Below are 18,260 nucleotides of genomic sequence, written 5' to 3' on the forward strand. Positions count from 1 at the left end.
CCCCGCTCCGGCCCGGTTCACCAGGTCACCGGCATCGCCACCAGGCCCCGCACCAGCAGGCCGCTCTTCCAGGTCAGCTCCTCCACCGGCACCGCGAGCCGGAGCCCCGGCGCCCGGTCGAGCAGGGTCTCCAGCACCACCCGCAGCTCCATCCGGGCCAGCTGCGCGCCGACGCAGTGGTGCACGCCGTGCCCGAAGCCGAGGTGCGGGTTGACCGTCCGGGTCAGGTCGAGCCGGTCGGCGTCGGTGAAGACGGCGTCGTCCCGGTTGGCCGCCGCTATGTTGACCACCACGGGCTCGCCGGCCCGGACCAGCACCCCGCCCAGCTCGACGTCCTCGGTGGCGTAGCGGGGGAAGGCGGCCGTCGCGCCGAGCGGGATGAACCGCATCAGCTCCTCGACGGCGACCGGCACCAGCTCGGGCCGCTCCCGCAGGGTGTCCCAGGCACCGGGGGTGGTGAGCAGGACGTACACCATGTTGGGGATCTGGGTCACGGTGGTCTCGTGGCCGGCGGCGAGCAGCCCGGCGGCGAGGGTGACCATCTCCTCCTCGGTGAGCCGGTCGGCGTGCTCGTCGCGCGCCCGGACCATCGCGCTGAGCAGGTCGTCGGCGGGTTCGACCCGGCGCTGGGCGACCAGCCCGCCCATGTAGGCAAGCAGGTTGTCGAGGTAGTCCTGGGCGAGACCCGGCTCCAGCGAGGTGGTCGACACGATCGCCTCCGACCAGGTGTGGAACCGGTCCTGGTCGGACACCGGCACGCCGAGCAGGTCGCAGATCACGCGGATGGGCAGTGGAGTGGCCAGGTGCGCCACCAGGTCGGCGGGCGGCCCGGCGGCGAGCAGCCCGTCGACCAGTTCGTCGGCCACCGCCCGGGTACGCGGCCGCAGCTCCTCGACCCGCCGCGCGGTGAACGCCTTCGCCACCAGCCGGCGCAGCCGGGTGTGCTCCGGCGGGTCCATCGAGAGGATGCCGGTCTCCTGCTGGCGCGGGGTGTTCCGGGGTTCGTCGCGGCCGACCGACGCGGCCCGGCTGAACCGGGGGTCGCCGAGCACCGTCTTCACGTCGGCGTGCCGGGTGGCCAGCCAGGCGGGCTCGCCGTAGGGCAGTTGGACCCGGACCAGTGGCTGCTCGCGCAGCTCGGCGTAGCGGGCGTCCAGATCGAGCCGGACAGGGGCGTTGAACGGGTAGCGCTGCGGGATGGTCGCCTGGGAAGTGTCGGTCACCGGCTGGCTCGCTCTCGTCCACGGCACCGCGGGCGGTGCGGGTCGACTCCGCACGACTCGACGCTGAGTCATGCCCCGACTGCGGATGGTAGCGAGATCGGTCGATGGAGACCAGAGGATTGTTCCGGGTCCGACACGACGATCCCGGGCCGCCCCATGCGGGAGGGCCCGGGATCGCGAGCTGCGGTCAGCGTCCGGTGTCGCCCTGACCGGTCCGCTGCTGCGCCATGTCGACGCCCTTGTCGATCTGCTGGTCGTACTTGCCCTGGGTGCGTTTGTCGGCCATGTCGCCGCCCTTTTCGATGCCCTGGTCGACCTGCTTGTCATGCTTGTCGGCCATGTCCTTGGCCTTGTCCATGAAGTCGCTCATGTCGGTGCTCCCTTCGATACCGTGAATGCCTTCCCTGGGGCGGGAGGCACAAACGCGCCGCGCCCAGAGATCGACCGGGTGTCGGATTCCCGCGCGACGGGTACCGAACGGCCACGATCGAGGAGGCGACGTGGACGAGGACGCTGAAACGCCCGAGCCGGCACAGCGAAGCCGGGCGGCGGGACCGCGACAGACGTGGGCCGGGCTGCCCTGGCCGGTACGGACGGCGGTCACCTGGAGCGCGTGCCTCGTGGTGGTCATCGCCGCGCTCTGGCTGCTCGGGAAGATCGCGGTGCTGCTGGCGCCGCTGGCCGTGGCGCTGGCCGGCACGCTCTTCCTCGCCGCGCTGCTCGACCCGGTGCTGCTGCGGCTGCGCCGGCTCCGGGTGCCGGCGGCACTGGCCGCCCTGCTCAGCATCCTGTTGCTGCTCGGCGTCCTGGTCGGCGTCGGGGCGCTGGTGTGGAACCTGACGGCGAGCCAGTTCGGCGAGCTGAGCCAGCAGCTCGACCAGGGCCTGGAGCGCAGCCGGGACTTCGTCACCTCCAGCCTGCCGGTCACCGACGAACAGCTCGACCGGCTGGTCGAGCAGATCCGGAACGGGCTGAGCGGCAGCGCCCCCGACCCGGTCGCCGGGGCGCGGACGGCCGCCGAGGTCGCCGGTTCGATCCTGCTCGGCCTGGTGCTGCTCTTCTTCCTGCTCAAGGACGGCCGGTCGATGTGGCACTGGGTGCTGCGCCGGATGACCGGGCCGCGCCGCGACCTGACCGCCGAGGCGGGCCGGGCCGGCTGGCGCACGCTCGGCGCGTACAGCCGGGGCACGATGATCATCGCGGCGATCGACGCCATCGGTATCGGGCTGGCGCTGGTGCTGCTGGGCGTCCCGCTGGCCCTGCCGCTCGCGCTGATCACCTTCTTCGGCGGGTTCGTGCCGATCATCGGCGCCACCGTGGCCGGCGCGGTGGCGGTGCTGGTCGCCCTGGCCGCCAACGGCCCCACCACCGCCCTGCTCACCCTCGCCGCGGTGATCGCCGTGCAGCAGATCGAGGGCAACCTGCTGGAGCCGCTGGTCATGAAGCGGCAGGTGCAGCTGCATCCGGCGGTCATCCTGGTGGTGGTCACCGCCGGCACGCTGGTCGCCGGCATCGCGGGCGCGTTCGTCTCGGTGCCGATCGCCGCGGTCACCTGGCGGGTGCTGGACACCGTGCAACGCCACCGGGCCGCCCTGCCCGGGTGACGTCGGCTTCCCGCACGGTCCGGGTGCGGCGTGGCGGCGCCCGGCCGACACGGCGGCGCCGGGCGTCGCTGCATCCGGCCGGTCCGGCTCAGGCCGGGTGCGGCTGGCGGAGGTGGGTGGTGAACCAGGCGCCGGCCTGCTCGGCCACCTGATCCAGGGTGCCCGGCTCCTCGAAGAGGTGGGTGGCGCCCGGCACGATCCGCAGCTCGGCGACATCGCCCAGGTCCGCCTGGGCCTGCTCGTTCAACACGATCACCTCCTCGTCCAGCCCGCCGACGATCAGCAGCGTCGGGGCGCGTACCGCCGACAGCGAGCTGCCGGCCAGGTCCGGACGGCCGCCCCGGGAGACCACCGCGCCGACCTGTTCCGGCCGGGCGGCCGCGGCGACCAGTGCGGCGGCCGCACCGGTGCTGGCGCCGAAGAGCCCGATCGGCAGCCGACCCAGGGTCGGCTCGGCGGCCATCCAGTCGACGATGGCGGCCAGTCGCTCGGCGAGCATCCCGATGTCGAAGCGCAGCTCCGCGGTGACGGCGTCCCGCTCGTCCTCCTCGGGCGTGAGCAGATCGACCAGCACGGTGCCCAGTCCCCGCCCGTTGAACTGGTGCGCCACCGCCACGTTGCGCGGGCTGTGCCGCGAACTGCCGCTGCCGTGCGCGAACAACACCACCCCCACGGCCCCCGACGGCACGATCACGTCGGCCAGCAGCCCCCCGTCCACCACCGGCACGCTCACTTCGGTCGTCTCCCCCATCCCGACACCTCCCACCCGCCGCATACCCCCACCCACCCCCACCTCACCTCCACCCGGCACCCGCACCGCACCGCACCGCACCGTTGATCATGAAGTTATTGCCGCATGGCAGCGCTCTCACGGGTAATAACTTCATGATCAACGGCGGGCGAGGACGCGGCGGGCGCGAGGGTTGCCTTGACGTCGGCGGCAAGGTTTAGCGTGACGGTGGTCAGGGGGCGAGCTCGGCGGGTGGGGGCGGGTGGCATGCGGATCGGGGAGTTGGCCGAGCGGGCCGGGACCAGCACCCGCACCCTGCGGTACTACGAGTCCCAGGGGCTGGTGTGCCCGCGCCGGTCGGCGAACGGCTACCGGGTCTACGACGAGGCGGAGCTGCGCGTCGTGCACGAGATCCGGGCGCTGCTGGCGGTCGGCTTCGGCCTGGACGACATCCGGCCGTTCGTGGCCTGCCTGCGGGCCGGCAACAGCTCCGGGGACGTCTGCCCCGACTCCGTGGCGGTGCTGCGCCGCAAGCTCGCCGAGGTGGACGACTACCTCGACCGGCTCGGCGCGGTCCGCCACCAGCTGCACGACCAGCTCGCCCGCGCGATCGCCCATCGGGAGGAAACATGCCTCAGGACACGCAGCAGGGTCGACTGACCCCGGTCACCGACGAGACCTTCGCGGCCGTCGTGCTGGCCGCCGACCGGCCCGTGGTGGTCGACTTCTGGGCGGAGTGGTGCCCGCCCTGCCGCCCGGTGTCGAAGCACCTGGCGGAGCTGGCCGAGGAGTTCGGCGACGCGCTGCGCTTCGTCACCGTGAATTCGGACGAGAACCCGCAGAGCACCCGGGCCTACCAGGTGATGTCGATGCCGACGATGCTGGTGTTCCAGGACGGCCAGGTGGTGGGCTCGATCGTCGGCGCCCGGCCGAAGAACCACCTGCGGCTGAGCTTCGCCCGGCACCTCGACGGTTGAGCCGGACCGGATCGGGAAGGCGCGGGGTGACCACGGACCCCGACGGATCGCGAGGATCGTCATGGCGAAACAGGACAGGTCCCGAGAGCAGGAGCTCACCGATCAGGAACGCCGCAAACAGGAGCTGAAGGGCTCGGAGGACTGGGCGGACCGCGCCTCCGTGGCACGCACCTCCGACGACCCGCGGGCGACGGCGCCGCGTGACGCCGGCGGCCGGCCGTCCAACGGCCGCCAGTTCTGACGTACGCCGGTGAAGCCCCGGCCCGCGAACACGCGGGTCGGGGCCTCGCTCAGCTCATGTTCTCCGGCAGGTGCAGCAGGGGTGCCCGGCCCGGCGGCTGCTCCGGCTGCGGCCCCGAGGCGTGTGCCGCTGGCACCGGCACGGTCACCGGCTGGGCGGCGGTGACACGGATCGGCTCGGCGTGGTGGCGCAGTTCCACCACGGTGTCCGATCCCCCGTTGCGCAGCGAGTACGTCGTCTGGTGCGGCCGGACGTCGACCCGCAGCCGCATCCCGCGCCACTGGAGGGAGAACTCCAGCCGGCTGAGCCGGCTGGGGAGCCGGGGCGAGAAGGAGAGCGTCCCGTCGTGGTCGCGCAGGCCGCCGAAGCCGGCGACCAGGGCGATCCAGGCCCCGGCGAGCGAGGCCATGTGCACGCCGTCCCGGGTGTTCTCGTTCAGGTCGTGCAGGTCCATGAGCGCGGCCTCGCGCAGATAGCGGTGGGCCAGCTCGGGGTGGCCCACCTCGGCCGCCATCACCGCCTGCGTGCAGGCGCTCAGCGAGGAGTCCCGCACGGTGCGCCGCTCGTAGTAGTTGAAGTTGCGCATCTTCTCCGGCCCGGTGAACGCGTCACCCCGCCAGTGCATGGCCAGCACCAGGTCCGCCTGCTTGACCACCTGCTTGCGGTACAGGTCGAAGTACGGGTAGTGCAGCAGCAGCGGGTACTTCTCCGGGGGCGTGTGCTCGAAGTCCCACTCCTGCAACCGGGTGAAGCCCTCCACCTGCCCGTGCACCTGGACCTCCGGGTCGTACGGGAGGTGCATGGCGCTGGCCGCGTCCCGCCAGGCGGCCGCCTCCTCCTCGGTGACGCCCAGGTCGAGGGCCTGGTCCCGGTGGCGCATGGCGCAGTCGGCGGCGGTGAGCAGGTTCCGCTGCGCCATGAGGTTGGTGTAGACGTTGTCGTTCTTCACCGCGGTGTACTCGTCCGGGCCGGTCACCCCGTCGATGTGGAACCGCCCGGTGCGGTCGTGGTGGCCGAGGGAGCGCCACAGCCGGGCCGTCTCGACCAGCAGCTCCAGGCCGATCTCCTCCTCCAGCGCCTGGTCGCCGGTGACCAGCACGTAGCGGCGCAGCGCGTCGGCGATGTCGGCGGCGATGTGGAACGCGGCCGTCCCGGCCGGCCAGTACGCCGACGACTCCGGCCCCTCGATGGTCCGCCACGGGAAGGCGGCCCCGGCCAGGTTCAACGTCCGGGCCCGCTCCTGCGCCTGTGGGAGGGTGGAGTGGCGCCAGTGCAGGGCGTCCCGCACCGCGCCGGGTTGGGTGTAGGTGAGCACCGGCAGCACGAACATCTCGGTGTCCCAGAACGCGTGCCCGTCGTACCCCGGGCCGGTGAGGCCCTTGGCGGCGATCGGCCGGCGTTCCGCGCGGGCGCCGGCCTGGAGCACGTGGAAGAGGCCGAACCGGACGGCCTGCTGCACCTCCGGGTCGCCCTCGACCCGCACGTCGGCGGCGTCCCAGAACTCGTCGAGGTATTCCCGCTGCTCGCGGCGCAGCCCGTCCCAGCCGTCCAGCCGGGCCGCGGCCAGCGCCGCCCCGACCTGGTCGCGCAGCGCCGGCAGCGACCGCCGGCTGGACCAGCCGTACGTCAGGTACTTGACCACCCGCAGCGTCTGGCCGGGCTTGAGCACGCATCCGATGGTGGTGCGGACCCAGTCCTCGTAGCCCTCGGACTCGATGGTGGTGCGCTCCGGGGCGTCCACGTCGTGTGCCATGGCGGCGGCGACCCGCAGCCCGCTGACCTTGGTGCGGTGAATGAGCAGCCCGCCGTCGTCGGTGGTCAGTTCCTCCTCGGCCTGCAACGGCGACTCCAGCACGGCGGCCACCCGCGGGTCGCGGCTCTGCGGCGGCAGGGTCTCGTTGGCCACCAGCTCGGACTGGAGGATGAGCCGCAGCGGCCCCTCCAGCGCCTCGACCTCGTAGTGGATCGCGGCGACCGCCCGCTGCGTGAACGACACGAGCCGGGTGCTGCGGACCTTCACGTCCCGGCCGGCCGGCGAGCGCCAGTGCAGCTCGCGGTGCAGGGTGCCGGCGCGCAGGTCGAGCACCCGCTCGTGGGAGAGCAGTTCGCCGTAGCGGACGTCGAGCGGCTCGTCGTCGACCAGCAGCCGGATGAGCTTGCCGTTGGTGACGTTGACGACGGTCTGCCCGGACTCGGGGAAACCGAAGCCGGCCTCCGCGTACGGCAGGGGGCGCAGCTCGTAGAAGGAGTTCAGGTAGGTGCCGGGCAGGCCGTGCGGCTCGCCCTCGTCGAGGTTGCCGCGCAGCCCGACGTGGCCGTTGGAGAGCGCGAAGACGGACTCGGACTGGGCCAGCACGTCCATGTCGAGCCGGGTCTCCCGGACGTGCCACGGCTCGACCGGGTACGCCCGTTCCCGGATCACGCGTGCGCCCCGGTGAGCAGCTCCGACAGGTCGGTGACCACCACGTCGGCGCCGTGCGCGCGCAGGTCGTCGGCCTGGCCGACCCGGTCGACGCCGACCACGTACCCGAAGCCGCCCGCCTTCCCGGCGGCGACGCCGGCCAGCGCGTCCTCGAAGACGGCCGCGTTCTCCGGCGGCACGCCGAGCAGTTGCGCGCCGGCCAGGAAGGTGTCCGGGTGCGGCTTGCCGCGCAGGCCGCGCTCGCGGGCCACCAGCCCGTCCACCCGCGCCTCCAGCAGCGGCTCCAGCCCGGCGGCGGCGACCACGTCCCGGCAGTTGGCGCTGGCCGAGACGACCGCCCGGCGCAGCCCGGCCCGGACGGCCTCGTGCAGGTAGCGCACGGAGCCCTCGTAGACCTCGACGCCGTCGGTGTGGATCCGCTTGAGCAGGATGACGTTCTTCCGGTTGCCCACACCGTTGACGGTCTCCGCCTCGGGCGGGTCGTCCGGCGAGCCCTCGGGCAGGGTGATCCCGCGCGAGGCCAGGAACGAGCGCACCCCGTCGGCGCGCGGTTTTCCGTCCACGTACCGGTTGTAGTCCGGGCCGGGGTCGAACGGGCGGAACGGCTCGCCGGTGGTCGCCGCGCGCGCCCGGAGGAACGCGTTGAAGGTCTCGGTCCAGGCGGCGTTGTGCACCTTGGCGGTCTGCGTCAGCACACCGTCCAGATCGAAGAGACAGGCGGTCACGTGAGCGGGTAGGCCCAGCATTGCCTGAATCTATCCAGCGCACCGGCCGGACAAACCCGATTCGGACCTCAGCGGTTCGGGCGGAGCGTCCAGACGACGGTGAGCGCCGAGGTGACGGTGCCGTCCTCGGTGCCGATCTCCACCTCGACCGGGAACTCCGGCCGCTTCCCGGCGTCCAGCTCCGCGAGCACCTCGGCCGGGGTACGCCCCAGCCGCGCGGTGGCCAGGACCGGCCCCAGGGCGATCTTCTGGTAGCGGATGGTGGCGGTCACGGCGAGCGGTACGGCCCGGTCGAGCACCGGCCCGAACGCGGCGAGCACCACCGCCCCGGAGGCGGTCTCCCCGAGGGTGAACATGGCCCCGGCGTGCGGGCCGCCGACGTGGTTGTGGTGCTCGGGGACGTCGGGGAGCCGGACCACGGCACGGACGCCGCCCTCGGCCTCGGGGGCGACCTCGACGAATTCGATACCGAGCGTGCGGGCGAAGGGCACGGCCTCCAGCAGACCGGCCGCCACCTGGCGAGAGTCGATGGACATGCCCAGACGCTACTCGTCAGTAACTTTCCCGGCAAGGGCGCGCTCGGCGTCGCTGCGCACCACGCAGAACTCGTTGCCCTCGGGGTCGGCCAGCACGACCCAGCCGCTGCCGTCCGTTTCACGCCGGTCGGCGACGACGGTGGCGCCCAGGCCCAGGACCCGCTCGACCTCCCGGTCGCGCGGCACGTCGGGCTCCAGGCAGATGTGCACGCGGTTCTTCACGGTCTTCGGCTCGGGCACGCGCTGGAAGTAGAGCCGCGGGCCGTCGGGCGGTTCGATGACGAGTTCCTCGTCGCCGGGCTCGAACTCCGGGTCGACCGGACAGTCGAAGACCCCGCTCCAGAAGCGCGCCAGCTCGTACGGGTCGGCGCAGTCGAACGCGACGTTGCGGATCTTGGTTCCCATCCCGACCCCGCTCAGTGGCGCTTCACGTACGCGACGAAGGACGCCCAGCTCGCCGGGCTGAAGGCGAGCGCCGGCCCGTGCCGGTCCTTGCTGTCCCGCACGGCCACCACGCCGGGCAGGTTGTCGGCCACCTCCACGCAGTTGCCCTGGTTGCCGCTGCTGCGGGTGCTCTTGCGCCAGATCGCGCCGGTCAGGTCCATTGCTCTGCCGCCTCCGAGATCGCCGCCAGGGTGGCCCCGTGCGGCATGGCCTCCGCCCGCACGGACTCCCAGATCTGCCGCAGGGAGTTTACGTCCACCGTCCGCTCGACGATGGTGCCGTGCAACTGGTTATCCAGGTAGCCCACGTCGTCGCCGTCCGGCGGGGTGGCGAGCACGAACGCGCCGTTCAGCCCCGGGTAGGCGCCGGTGCCCCGCGGCACCAGATGCAGGTGGACGCGGGGGCGGTGGCCCACGTCGGCCAGGTGCCGCAGCTGTTCCCGCATGACCTTGGGGCCGCCGACCGGCCGCTCCAGCACGGTGTAGTCGAGGACCGCCACGAACTGCGGCGGCCCCGGCCGGTTCAGCACCGCCTGCCGGGCCAGCCGCGCGGCGAGCGGCTGCTCGATCTCCTCGCCGACGAGCTGCGCCGCCCCCTCGTAGAGCGCCCGGGCGTACGCCTCCGTCTGGAGCAGCCCCGGCACCACCAGCGGCTCGAAGCTGCGCAGCGCGGTTGCCTCCTGCTCGATGGACACCCACTCGCGGAACCAGGGCATGAGGCTCTCCCGGATCAGGGCGTCCCGGATGCGGACCAGCAGACCACCGGCCCGCAGCGCCTCGTCGCAGCGCTGGGCGAACTCCTCCCGGGGCGGGCGCCGGCACTGCTCGACGGCGGCCACCAGCGACGCCGAGTAGTTGACCCGCTCGCCCAGCGCCTCCTGGGAGAGCCCCGCGTCGCCGCGCAGCCGGCGCAGCTCCCCGGCGAACAGCTCCAGCATCGGCATCCGGCTCATCTGCACACCTCTGCACACCTCTGCACATCGGGGAACGACCGGCCGGACGGCCGGGCTGGTGGGGGCGGAACGGCTTCCGACCCTAACGCCCCGGTGACCAGACTGTCACCCAGCGGAGTCGCCCGTACCCGTCGAGGAGCGACTCCCGGGCCCGCCCCCTTCCCCCGATCCGGGGCGGGCCCACCCCCGACGAAGCGAGGCGCACATGCACCCATCCAGTCGAGCAGAGGGACCGGCCACAACGGGCGGGGCGGGCGGGGCGGCGGACCGGCCGAGGGCGTACCCGTCGCACGCGCCGCCGCACACGCCGCTGCGGCCGGTGTGGTGCTGCCGGGCCTGTGGGCAGCCGTGGCCGTGCGCGCAGGCGCGCCTGCTGCTCAAGGCCGAGTACGCGGACGACCAGATCGGCCTGTCGCTCTACCTGTGCGGGCTGCTCCACGAGGCCGCCCGGGACCTCTACCGGCTGAACCCGGACGACGGGCCGGCCCCCGCCGACCTCTTCCGCCGGTTCGTGGCCTGGGGCCCCTACCGCCGGCCGGTCGTGGACCCGCCGTAGCGGTTCCCGGGCTCCACGACCCGGACCACCGCCGAGCCATCCGCCGTTCACTGGCGCCGCTCCCCGATGCCGCGGTCACTGTGCGTGCAGGCGCCACTGGTTTCACCGTGAGTGACACCGCCGGCGGGCGGCGAAGCCTCTGCCCGCCTTTGCTCTGCAGCCCTCCACGCACCACTAGCTTGAGCTGCACTTTCTCCGCGGCCTCCCGCGTGCCTCCGGGCCGGTGCGGTCACTCAGCGCAAGTGCTGCCTCCGTGGCTGCAGAGCAAAGGCGCGGCGAAGCATCCCTCCGGCCGGACCGACCGTGACATCGCGTGACCCGCCCCGACCGTGACACCGCGCGGCCCAGCGCGCCCGAGCGCCCCGCCCCGACCGTGACACCGCGCGGCCCTACCCGGCCCGCCCCACCCGGCCCCGACACCGCGCAGCCCACCCGGAACGCCGCGGGGAGGACGTAACACAGCGCGGCCCACCACAGGCAACCAGGATGGAAGGCACCGCACAGGCAACCGCACGCCGACGGGCACCCGGCGGGGAGAACCGCCGGTGACGCTAGACCGGGGTACCGCCGACCTGTCGCCCCCGGCCCGACTCCGTCACTATCCTCAGCGCCAGCCCACGTCGATCCGGTCGCCGCGCTCGTCGAAGAAGTGCAGCGCGTCCATCCGCACCTGGACGGCGAGCGGGTGCCCCGCCGACACCGCCGGGTACGGGGCCAGCCGCACGGCCAGCTCCGCCGGACGGCGGTGGTGCCGGCCCGGGTCGGGAAGCACGCTGGTCCGGCTCCCGCCGCCGGTGCCGTTGCCGTTGCCGTTCGGCGCGGCGGAGACCGGGGCGTCCGCCGCCCGCCCGGCGAGGCGCTGCATCACCTGGCCGAACCGGCGCAGGCCGCGCTGGCCGGAGGCGGCGTTCTCCGCGGGGGTGCCCATCTCGTCCACCACGATGGCCGTGGCGCCGATGTCGAGGAAGGCCAGCGACTCGTGGCCGTGGTGCTCCAGGTAGCGGATCCGGCCGTGCAGCACGTCACCGACGGTGTCCGGGGCGACCGGGGTGAGCGCCTCGGCCCGCATGCCCACCACGATCCGCTCGCCGTGGTAATGCGCCACGGCTCGGCTGCGGATGTCGTCCCAGGGCAGGTAGAGCGCCTGCTCGCCGAGGTTCAACGCCACGTACCGGTCGAGGTGGACGTAGACCGAGGCCTCCAGCAGGTTCATCCGCGGGCTGCCGAGGAACGCGGCGACGTAGAGGGTGGCCGGGCGGCCGTACACCTGGGTGGGTGTGCCCACGTCCTGGAGCACGCCCTTGCGCATGATGGCGACCCGGTCGGCCATGGTCAGCGCCTCGGCCTGGTCGTGCGTGACGTAGATGGTGGTGACGCCCAGCTCGCGGGTCAGCCCGGAGATCTCGGCGCGCAACTCGGCGCGGAGGCCGCTGTCCAGGTTGGAGAGTGGCTCGTCCATGAGGAAGAGGCCGGGCCGGCGCACTATCGCCCGCCCCATGGCCACCCGCTGCCGCTGGCCGCCGGAGAGCTGGCTGGGCTTGCGCCCCAGCACGTCACCGATGCCCAGCGCGCTCGCCACGTCCTGGATCCGCTCGCCGCGCGGCCCGGGCTCGATGCCGGAGAGCCGGAGCGGGAAGCCGATGTTGTCGCCCACGGTCATGTGTGGATAGAGGGCGAAGTCCTGGAAGACCATGGCGATCTTCCGGTCCCGGGGCGGCAGGTCGTTGGCCACCTCGCCGCCGAGCATCACCGCGCCCGAGGTGGGATCCTCCAGCCCGGCGACCATCCGCAGCACGGTGGACTTGCCGCAGCCCGAGGGGCCGAGGAGCACCATGAACTCGCCGTCGTTGACATCCAGATTGATGGTGTCGACCGCGACTGTTCCGTCCTGGAACACCTTGGTGACATCCTTGAGCGCGACGGTCGTCACCGTCTCCTCCCCAGCTCTCGGCGAACCCGGGAATGACTGTGACCAGGATCATGGGATCCGCACATCGGGTAAACGTGCGATGTTCACATCGTGAAAGACCTATTACGCGGGATAGGCGGCCTTCCATCCGCAAGGTGACCGTCGAGTAACTATCGGGCCGGCTCGTTCAGGAAGACCCGGCGGACCACCCGCTCGGCGGCGTGCCCGTCGTCCAGCGCGCAGAACCGCTTCCGGAACCGTTTCCGGGCCTGCTCGGCTTCCGCCCCGCGCACCGCGCCGCCGCGGAAGACGTCGAGCAGCCCGGGAAAGTCGACGGCCACGGCGCCCGGCGGCTCGGCGAGCAGGTCGAAGTAGACACCCCGGGCCACCCGGTACGCGTCCCAGTCCGGCGCGTAGACCACGATCGGCCGGTCCAGCACCGCGTAGTCGAACATCGCCGAGGAATAGTCGGTGACCAGCACGTCCGCCGCGAGGTACAGGTCCTCCACCCGGTCGTACGTGCTCACGTCCAGCACCGCGCCGTCGGACGCGCCCCGGAGTTGCCGTTCCCGGTCGTGGAAGTAGTGGCTGCGCATCAGCAGCCGCCCGGACGGGCCGAGCACGTCGCGCATCCGGTCCGGGTCGAACGGGGGCCGCCAGCCGGGCAGGTGCTCGCGGTGGGTCGGCGCGTAGAGCACCACGTACTCGTCGGGGCCGATGCCCAGCGCGGCGCGGGCCTGGCGGCACTCCTCGGCGGTGGCCAGCGCCAGCCGGTCGTTGCGCGGATAGCCGACCTCCAGCGTGGTGTAGTCGGCCGGGTAGGCCCGCTCCCACATCTGGGTGGAGAAGCTGTTCGCGCTGACGCTGTAGTCCCAGCGGTCCATCCGGTGCAGCAGCTTCGTGAAGTTCATCCCCACGGCGCCGACCGGATAGCGCTGCTGGTCCAGGCCCATCACCTTGACCGGGGTGCCGTGGTGGGTCTGCACGTGCACCGAACCGGGTCGCTTGCGGACGAAGTCCGGGAAGTTGACGTTGTTGACCAGCCAACGGGCCCGGGCCAGCACCCGGTAGTAGTCCCGGGTGCCGGCGACCACGTACTCCACGCCAGGTGGCAGGACGTCCACCCGGTCCCGGCGGACGATCCAGACGCCGCGCACCTGCGGGGCGAGCCGGCGTGCGGCCGTGTAGATCGCGGCCGGGTTGCAGGCGTAGCCCCGGTACCAGTACGCCGCGTAGACGGCGAGCGTCGGGTCGAGCGGGCGGTGCAACTCGGCCCGGTAGTACTCGCGCAGCGCCGCGTCCCGGGCCCTGCGGGCGGTACGCCGGGCCACCGGCAGCACCCGCCGCCGGACCCGCCGGGCCGTGTGCCGCGCCTGCTCCTCCGCCTGGTGGGCGGCGCGGAGCGCGCCGAACGTACGCCACCGCCCGGCCGCCACCAGCCGGTGCTTCACCCCCTCCAGGCCGGGCGGGACCGGGTAGCCCTCGGGCGGCAGGAAGCGGACGTAGTCGGCGTGGATCTGGGCGAAGAACGGCGGCCGCAGATCGGCGTCGAGCCGCTCGCCGTTGCCCAGCACGGTCAGGTAGTGCCAGATCATCCGCTCGAAGACGGCCGGGCGCAGGTCGGCCACCGCCGGCCCCCAGCGGTCCATCAGCCGGAACACCCGGTGCCACTGCGCGAAGACCTCGAAGTGCCGGTCACCCCGGGTCCGGGTGATCGCCCCGGTCCGGCGCTGCCGGTAGTTGAGGCACACCCGGTCCAGCACGCCGATCCGCTCGGCGGCCATCAGCGCGGGATAGCTGAACGAGACGTCCTCGTACCAGCCGGGTTCGAAGCGCAGCCCCTGCTCGACCAGGAACTCCCGGCGGACCAGCCGGTTCCAGGCGGTGTGCAGCAGCCGCAGGGTCTCCGGCCGGTCCCGCAGCCCGAAGGTCGCCTCGCCGGGCGGCTCGGGGAACACGTCCCGCATGGCGCTGCGGGTGGCGGCGTTGTTCCAGTGCGTTCGGACGTGGTCGACGACCAGCACGTCCGGGCGGGTGGCCCGGAGCCGGTCGGCCACGTGCGGCAGGCAGCCGGCGACCAGCCAGTCGTCCCCGTCGACGAACCAGACGTACTCGCCGACGGCCCGGTCCAGCCCGATGTTGCGGGCCGGACCGAGCCCGACGTTCTCGACGAGCCGCACCGGGTGGACCCGGGGGTCGCGGGCCGCGTACTCGTCCAGGATCTCGCCGCTGCCGTCCGGGGAGGCGTCGTCGATCCCGATCACCTCGAGGTCGTCGAACGGCTGGTCGAGGATCGAGTCGAGACACTCCCGCAGGTAACCCTGCACCTTGAAAGCCGGTACGACGAAGCTGATCAGGGTCATCCCGGCCGGCCCTCCGTCAGCCCGGCGAGCGGTCACCCCCACGGACGCGGGCCGGCAGGACCACCCAGGCGAGGACCACGCTCGCGACAAAAACCACGAGAAGGTACGTACCGAGTGTAGCCAGAGCGATGCTCGCAATTCCGGCGATCGACCCGATGGTCAGCAACGCGGAGCGCCCCTCCCAGCCGAGCGTGGCGGCGTGCAGCGGCGGAGCGGCCTGCCGCTTCTCCAGCCGGGCGGTCAGGTCGTAGTGGTGCAGGGTCAGCACGAAGACGTACCCGAAGATCAGCCACGGCGACACCCGCCCGGCCACCCCGACGGCGATGGCGAAGAGATACTCCCCCGCCCGCAGCGCGGCCGGGACCAGCCAGTCCAGCGGTCCGCCGTGCGCGCTCCGCGCGCCGTGCGCCCCGCTCATCAGGAGGACGAACGCGAACGCGAACGCCCAGCCGGGCAGGTCGTCCCCGACGCGGATCGTCAGCAGCGCCCACAGCAGCAGGCCCGCCGCGCCGAGCGCACCGAGCACCGCCAGCACCAGCGGTTGCCGCACCGCCGGCAGCCGCCCGGCCGCCGGCAGCGTCCGGGCCAGCGGCCCGTCGTCGCGGTGCAGGCCGGTGTCGACCGTGGTCAGCACCGGCACCCGCATCCAGCGCGCCCGCAGCGTGCGCAGCGCCCCGGTGTACGCGAACGCCAGCACGCCCCACACCAGCACCGCGCAGAGCGCCACCAGCGGCCCGAACAGCGCGGCGGCCACCGCCATGAGCGCCCACCGCTCACCGATCGGGAAGACCACGGTCCGCTTCAGCCAGTAGGAGACCGAGCCGGTGTCCGCCTGCACCTTGGTCGAGGCGGCGTTCAGCTTCCCACCGATGCCGCCCGCGTCCCCGGTCGCCGCCCGGGGGCGTCGCGCCGCCTCGTCGTGCAGCACCCCGTACCAGGTGTCGGTCATGTGCCGCACGGTCTGGAGGGTCATGGCGGCGATGGCGAGGGCCCAGCCGTAGCGGAAGCCGGCGTGCGTGGCGCCGTAGCCGAGACCGGCGTAGACGACGTACTCCTTGGCCCGGTCGGCCATGGTGTCCAGCCAGCCGCCCCAGGCGCTGAAGTGCCGGGTGTAGCGGGCCAACTGGCCGTCCACGCAGTCGAGCACGAAGCCCAGGTAGAGCAGCACCCCACCGGCCACCAGCGCGGCCCGCCCGCCCACGCCGAAGAGCACCGCTGCGGCCACCGCGAAGGCCACCGAGATCATGGTGACCCCGGTCGGGCCCAGCCCGATCCGGGCCGCCGCCTTGGTCACGTAGGGGGACCAGGTGCTGACGAAGAACGTGGTGAAGAAGTCGTCCCGCTCCTTCACCGACAGCTTCAGCTCGGCCCGGTCCTCGTTCACCGCCGCCACGGCGGCCTGCGCCGCGGCCAGTTCCGCCGGGTCGGCGACCCGGTGCGCCACGAGCAGGCGTACCCGGTGGGCGAAGACCAGGGCGCCGCAGCCGACCAGACCGGCGACGATCCGGTCCAGGGCGGACGCCGGGCCGTCCGGGGCCGGGCCGCCGGTCGCGGGCCCGGCCGCGGCGCGGGCGGCGGTGGCGAGGGCCGGCAGGTCGGCCGGGCCGACCCGCAGCGCGCCGCCGAACACGCCGGTCGCGCCCTCCGGGTCGTCCACCGCGACCACCTGGCCGCGCTCCTCGCGGACCGTGGCCTGCCCGGCGGCCGGCGGATCGGTGAGCACCAGGGCGACCGTCGGCCCCACCGGGCTGGTCGCCAGATGCTTGAGTACGGCGGTGTGCGCCACCAGGTCCGCCCCGCTGACCAGCACCGGCCCGGTGGCGGCGGCCACCAGGTCGGCCAGCTCGGACAGGTCGGCGGCCACCCGCACCTCGTCCGCCCCGGCCCGCCGCCACTGCCCGGTGAGCCGGTCGGCCAGGCGCTCCCCGGCGTCGGTGGTCAGGCCCGCCGCCGGCCCGGCGGCGAGCACGATCGCGAGCGTCACCGCTGCGTCGCGCTGGCGTACGCGTGCAGCGCCTGGTCGATCGTCCCGTCGACGGTCATCCGCCCGGCGTCGAGGTAGAGCCCCCGACGACAGAACCGGGTGAGGTCCTTTTCGTTGTGTGACACCAGCACCAGCGTGCGCCCTTCCGCGAGAAGTCGCTCGATGGTCGCATAGCACTTCGCGCGGAACTCCGCGTCCCCGACCGCGGTCACCTCGTCCACCAGCAGCACGGGGTGCGGCAGGTGGGCGATCACCGCGAAACCCAGCCGGACCTTCATCCCCGACGAGTAGTGCCGGACCGAGGTGTCGATGGCCCGTTCCACCTGCTCACCGGCGAACGAGACGATCTCGTCGAAGTGCCGCCGCAGGTATCCCGTCGACAGCCCGTGCAGCCCGCCCACCAGGTAGAGGTTCTCCCGGCCGGTCAGGTCCCCGGAGAAGCCGGCGGAGAGTTCCAGCAGCGGGGCCACCCGGCCGTGCACCCGGATGGAGCCCTCGTCGGGGATCAGCACCCCGGCGATCAACCGCAGCAGCGTGCTCTTGCCCGTGCCGTTGCGCCCGACCACGCCGACCGTCTCGCCCGGCTCGATGCGGAACGAGACGTCCCGCAGCGGCCAGAACCGGCCGGCGTCCGGGTCCCGGGAGCCCCGGTGGATGAGCAGTTCCCGCAGCCGGAGCTGGCGGCGGCGGTTGCGGACGAACCGGATGCCGAGCCCGTCCGCCTCGATGATGGCCGCCATTCACAGTTCCTTGAGCACGGCGGGTTCGAGGCGGCGGAACGACCACCAGCCCAGCGCGAACACCAGCAGGCTGCCCGCCACGGTGACGGTGAGCAGCCGGGCGTCCGGGAACTCGTCCGGATACCAGATCGCGTGGTGCAGCTGGAAGATCCCGACCAGCGGGTTCAGCTCGTACGCGACCTTCAGCCAGCCCGGCATGCCCGAGCCGCGGACCAGGTCCAGCGGGTAGATGATCGGGGTGGCGTAGAAGAGCAGCCGGATGATCAGCCGCATGATGCGCTCGATGTCGCGCATCAGCACGTTGCCCGCCGACAGCAGCAGCGCGAGCCCCACCAGCAGGACGAACTGCACCGCCACGGCCAGGGGCAGCGCGAGCAGCGTCCAGCCGAGGTGGATCCGGCCGTGGGCGGCGTAGAGGGCCGCGATGGCGACCAGGATGGGCAGGCCGGCGGCGTACTCGGCGAACCGGCCGGTGACCCGGCCGATCGGGAAGACCTGCCGGGGCAGGTTCATCGTGGTGATCAGCCGGGCCTGCCCGGTCAGCGCGTTGGCCGCCTCGGTCAACGCCGAGCTGGCCCACATCCAGGCGAAGATCCCGGTGATCAGGAAGAGCGGGTACGACCCGGCCGCGTCACCGAGGTGCCGCCGGGTGGCGCCGGAGTAGAGCACGCCGAAGACGAACCAGTAGATCAGGCCCATGCCGAGCGGCTCGATGAGCGACCAGAGGTAGCCCAGCACGGACTGCTGGTACTTCACCGCGAGATCGCGCCGGACCAGGATGCGCAGCGAGGTGCGGGCGGACCAGAGCGCGGCGACGCCGGACGTCACCGTCCCATCCTCGCCCCGGCCGCCCC

The 18,260-nt window shown here is 73.0% G+C and carries 19 protein-coding genes; 5 read left to right on the plus strand and 14 right to left on the minus strand.

The annotated features are described in order from the left end of the window. Positions 1–17 precede the first annotated feature (17 nt). Positions 18–1,223 (minus strand): cytochrome P450, encoded by a 1,206-nt coding sequence (locus NLX85_RS09060; protein WP_254333277.1) that lies wholly within the window; start codon positions 1,221–1,223, stop codon positions 18–20. Between the two features lie 187 nt (positions 1,224–1,410). After that, positions 1,411–1,593, minus strand: coding sequence for an antitoxin (locus NLX85_RS09065; RefSeq protein ID WP_107075590.1), 183 nt, complete (start codon positions 1,591–1,593; stop codon positions 1,411–1,413). 130 nt (positions 1,594–1,723) lie between these two features. Between NLX85_RS09065 and NLX85_RS09070 the strand changes: the two genes are divergently transcribed. Then, complete coding sequence (locus NLX85_RS09070) at positions 1,724–2,827, plus strand: AI-2E family transporter (RefSeq protein WP_254333279.1); 1,104 nt, start codon at positions 1,724–1,726, stop codon at positions 2,825–2,827. Positions 2,828–2,915: 88 nt separating this feature from the next. Here NLX85_RS09070 and NLX85_RS09075 read toward each other — a convergent pair whose 3' ends face one another. Then, positions 2,916–3,578 carry a dienelactone hydrolase family protein gene (locus tag NLX85_RS09075; protein ID WP_254333281.1) on the minus strand — a complete coding sequence of 221 codons (663 nt, stop codon included), beginning with the start codon at positions 3,576–3,578 and terminating at the stop codon, positions 2,916–2,918. 246 nt (positions 3,579–3,824) lie between these two features. On the opposite strand from NLX85_RS09075, the gene NLX85_RS09080 reads away from it, so the two are divergent. The 3 genes from NLX85_RS09080 (at position 3,825) to NLX85_RS09090 (ending at position 4,775) form a co-directional block, all read left to right on the plus strand. Beyond that, positions 3,825–4,217 carry a MerR family transcriptional regulator gene (locus NLX85_RS09080; protein WP_254333283.1) on the plus strand — a complete coding sequence of 131 codons (393 nt, stop codon included), beginning with the start codon at positions 3,825–3,827 and terminating at the stop codon, positions 4,215–4,217. Then, positions 4,187–4,534 carry a thioredoxin gene (gene trxA, locus NLX85_RS09085; RefSeq protein WP_305885015.1) on the plus strand — a complete coding sequence of 116 codons (348 nt, stop codon included), beginning with the start codon at positions 4,187–4,189 and terminating at the stop codon, positions 4,532–4,534. The genes NLX85_RS09080 and trxA overlap by 31 nt, the downstream gene beginning before the upstream one ends. Before the next feature lie 61 nt (positions 4,535–4,595). Continuing rightward, positions 4,596–4,775: a hypothetical protein gene (locus NLX85_RS09090; protein WP_254333285.1), complete on the plus strand. Its 180-nt coding sequence runs from the start codon at positions 4,596–4,598 to the stop codon at positions 4,773–4,775. 49 nt (positions 4,776–4,824) lie between these two features. Here the strand turns inward: NLX85_RS09090 and NLX85_RS09095 are convergent, their stop codons facing one another. Genes NLX85_RS09095 through NLX85_RS09120 form a run of 6 tightly spaced genes read right to left on the minus strand, consistent with a single transcriptional unit; the run spans position 4,825 to position 9,854 of the window. After that, positions 4,825–7,197 carry a glycoside hydrolase family 65 protein gene (locus NLX85_RS09095; protein WP_254333287.1) on the minus strand — a complete coding sequence of 791 codons (2,373 nt, stop codon included), beginning with the start codon at positions 7,195–7,197 and terminating at the stop codon, positions 4,825–4,827. After that, on the minus strand, positions 7,194–7,943 hold the full coding sequence (locus NLX85_RS09100; protein ID WP_091314918.1) for a beta-phosphoglucomutase family hydrolase: 750 nt from the start codon (positions 7,941–7,943) through the stop codon (positions 7,194–7,196). The genes NLX85_RS09095 and NLX85_RS09100 overlap by 4 nt, the downstream gene beginning before the upstream one ends. A 47-nt stretch (positions 7,944–7,990) precedes the next feature. Further along, on the minus strand, positions 7,991–8,458 hold the full coding sequence (locus NLX85_RS09105; RefSeq protein WP_254333289.1) for a DUF4442 domain-containing protein: 468 nt from the start codon (positions 8,456–8,458) through the stop codon (positions 7,991–7,993). 9 nt (positions 8,459–8,467) lie between these two features. Next, positions 8,468–8,863, minus strand: a complete 396-nt coding sequence (locus NLX85_RS09110) for a VOC family protein (protein WP_254333291.1) — start codon at positions 8,861–8,863, stop codon at positions 8,468–8,470. 11 nt (positions 8,864–8,874) lie between these two features. Then, the gene (locus NLX85_RS09115) at positions 8,875–9,063 is read right to left on the minus strand and encodes a DUF397 domain-containing protein (RefSeq protein ID WP_254333293.1); all 189 of its coding nucleotides are present in this window, start codon (positions 9,061–9,063) and stop codon (positions 8,875–8,877) included. Continuing rightward, the gene (locus NLX85_RS09120) at positions 9,054–9,854 is read right to left on the minus strand and encodes a helix-turn-helix transcriptional regulator (protein WP_254333295.1); all 801 of its coding nucleotides are present in this window, start codon (positions 9,852–9,854) and stop codon (positions 9,054–9,056) included. The genes NLX85_RS09115 and NLX85_RS09120 overlap by 10 nt, the downstream gene beginning before the upstream one ends. Before the next feature lie 205 nt (positions 9,855–10,059). On the opposite strand from NLX85_RS09120, the gene NLX85_RS09125 reads away from it, so the two are divergent. Further along, positions 10,060–10,410, plus strand: coding sequence for a hypothetical protein (locus NLX85_RS09125; protein WP_254333297.1), 351 nt, complete (start codon positions 10,060–10,062; stop codon positions 10,408–10,410). Between the two features lie 604 nt (positions 10,411–11,014). Here NLX85_RS09125 and NLX85_RS09130 read toward each other — a convergent pair. The 5 genes from NLX85_RS09130 to NLX85_RS09150 form a co-directional block, all read right to left on the minus strand. Next, positions 11,015–12,340 carry an ABC transporter ATP-binding protein gene (locus tag NLX85_RS09130; protein WP_254333299.1) on the minus strand — a complete coding sequence of 442 codons (1,326 nt, stop codon included), beginning with the start codon at positions 12,338–12,340 and terminating at the stop codon, positions 11,015–11,017. Between the two features lie 149 nt (positions 12,341–12,489). Continuing rightward, positions 12,490–14,682, minus strand: coding sequence for a bifunctional glycosyltransferase family 2 protein/CDP-glycerol:glycerophosphate glycerophosphotransferase (locus tag NLX85_RS09135; protein WP_254333301.1), 2,193 nt, complete (start codon positions 14,680–14,682; stop codon positions 12,490–12,492). 16 nt (positions 14,683–14,698) lie between these two features. After that, complete coding sequence (locus NLX85_RS09140; RefSeq protein WP_374628061.1) at positions 14,699–16,666, minus strand: DUF5941 domain-containing protein; 1,968 nt, start codon at positions 16,664–16,666, stop codon at positions 14,699–14,701. Next, positions 16,663–17,406: an ABC transporter ATP-binding protein gene (locus NLX85_RS09145; RefSeq protein WP_254333303.1), complete on the minus strand. Its 744-nt coding sequence runs from the start codon at positions 17,404–17,406 to the stop codon at positions 16,663–16,665. Before NLX85_RS09145 ends, NLX85_RS09140 begins: the two co-directional genes overlap by 4 nt. Further along, positions 17,407–18,234, minus strand: a complete 828-nt coding sequence (locus NLX85_RS09150; protein WP_254333305.1) for an ABC transporter permease — start codon at positions 18,232–18,234, stop codon at positions 17,407–17,409. Between the last annotated feature and the right edge of the window lie 26 nt (positions 18,235–18,260).

The organism is Micromonospora sp. A3M-1-15 (assembly GCF_024213425.1).
In the GTDB taxonomy this organism is placed as follows: Bacteria; Actinomycetota; Actinomycetes; order Mycobacteriales; family Micromonosporaceae; genus Micromonospora; species Micromonospora chersina.

Coding starts and splice junctions, on each gene's coding strand:
- trxA (WP_305885015.1), top strand. CDS start 4,187: ATGCCTCAGGACACGCAGCAGGGTCGACTGACCCCGGTCACCGACGAG.
- NLX85_RS09065 (WP_107075590.1), bottom strand. CDS start 1,593: ATGAGCGACTTCATGGACAAGGCCAAGGACATGGCCGACAAGCATGAC.
- NLX85_RS09145 (WP_254333303.1), bottom strand. CDS start 17,406: ATGGCGGCCATCATCGAGGCGGACGGGCTCGGCATCCGGTTCGTCCGC.
- NLX85_RS09090 (WP_254333285.1), top strand. CDS start 4,596: ATGGCGAAACAGGACAGGTCCCGAGAGCAGGAGCTCACCGATCAGGAA.
- NLX85_RS09105 (WP_254333289.1), bottom strand. CDS start 8,458: ATGTCCATCGACTCTCGCCAGGTGGCGGCCGGTCTGCTGGAGGCCGTG.
- NLX85_RS09110 (WP_254333291.1), bottom strand. CDS start 8,863: ATGGGAACCAAGATCCGCAACGTCGCGTTCGACTGCGCCGACCCGTAC.
- NLX85_RS09135 (WP_254333301.1), bottom strand. CDS start 14,682: ATGACCCTGATCAGCTTCGTCGTACCGGCTTTCAAGGTGCAGGGTTAC.
- NLX85_RS09125 (WP_254333297.1), top strand. CDS start 10,060: ATGCACCCATCCAGTCGAGCAGAGGGACCGGCCACAACGGGCGGGGCG.
- NLX85_RS09075 (WP_254333281.1), bottom strand. CDS start 3,578: ATGGGGGAGACGACCGAAGTGAGCGTGCCGGTGGTGGACGGGGGGCTG.
- NLX85_RS09100 (WP_091314918.1), bottom strand. CDS start 7,943: ATGCTGGGCCTACCCGCTCACGTGACCGCCTGTCTCTTCGATCTGGAC.
- NLX85_RS09120 (WP_254333295.1), bottom strand. CDS start 9,854: ATGAGCCGGATGCCGATGCTGGAGCTGTTCGCCGGGGAGCTGCGCCGG.
- NLX85_RS09115 (WP_254333293.1), bottom strand. CDS start 9,063: ATGGACCTGACCGGCGCGATCTGGCGCAAGAGCACCCGCAGCAGCGGC.
- NLX85_RS09080 (WP_254333283.1), top strand. CDS start 3,825: ATGCGGATCGGGGAGTTGGCCGAGCGGGCCGGGACCAGCACCCGCACC.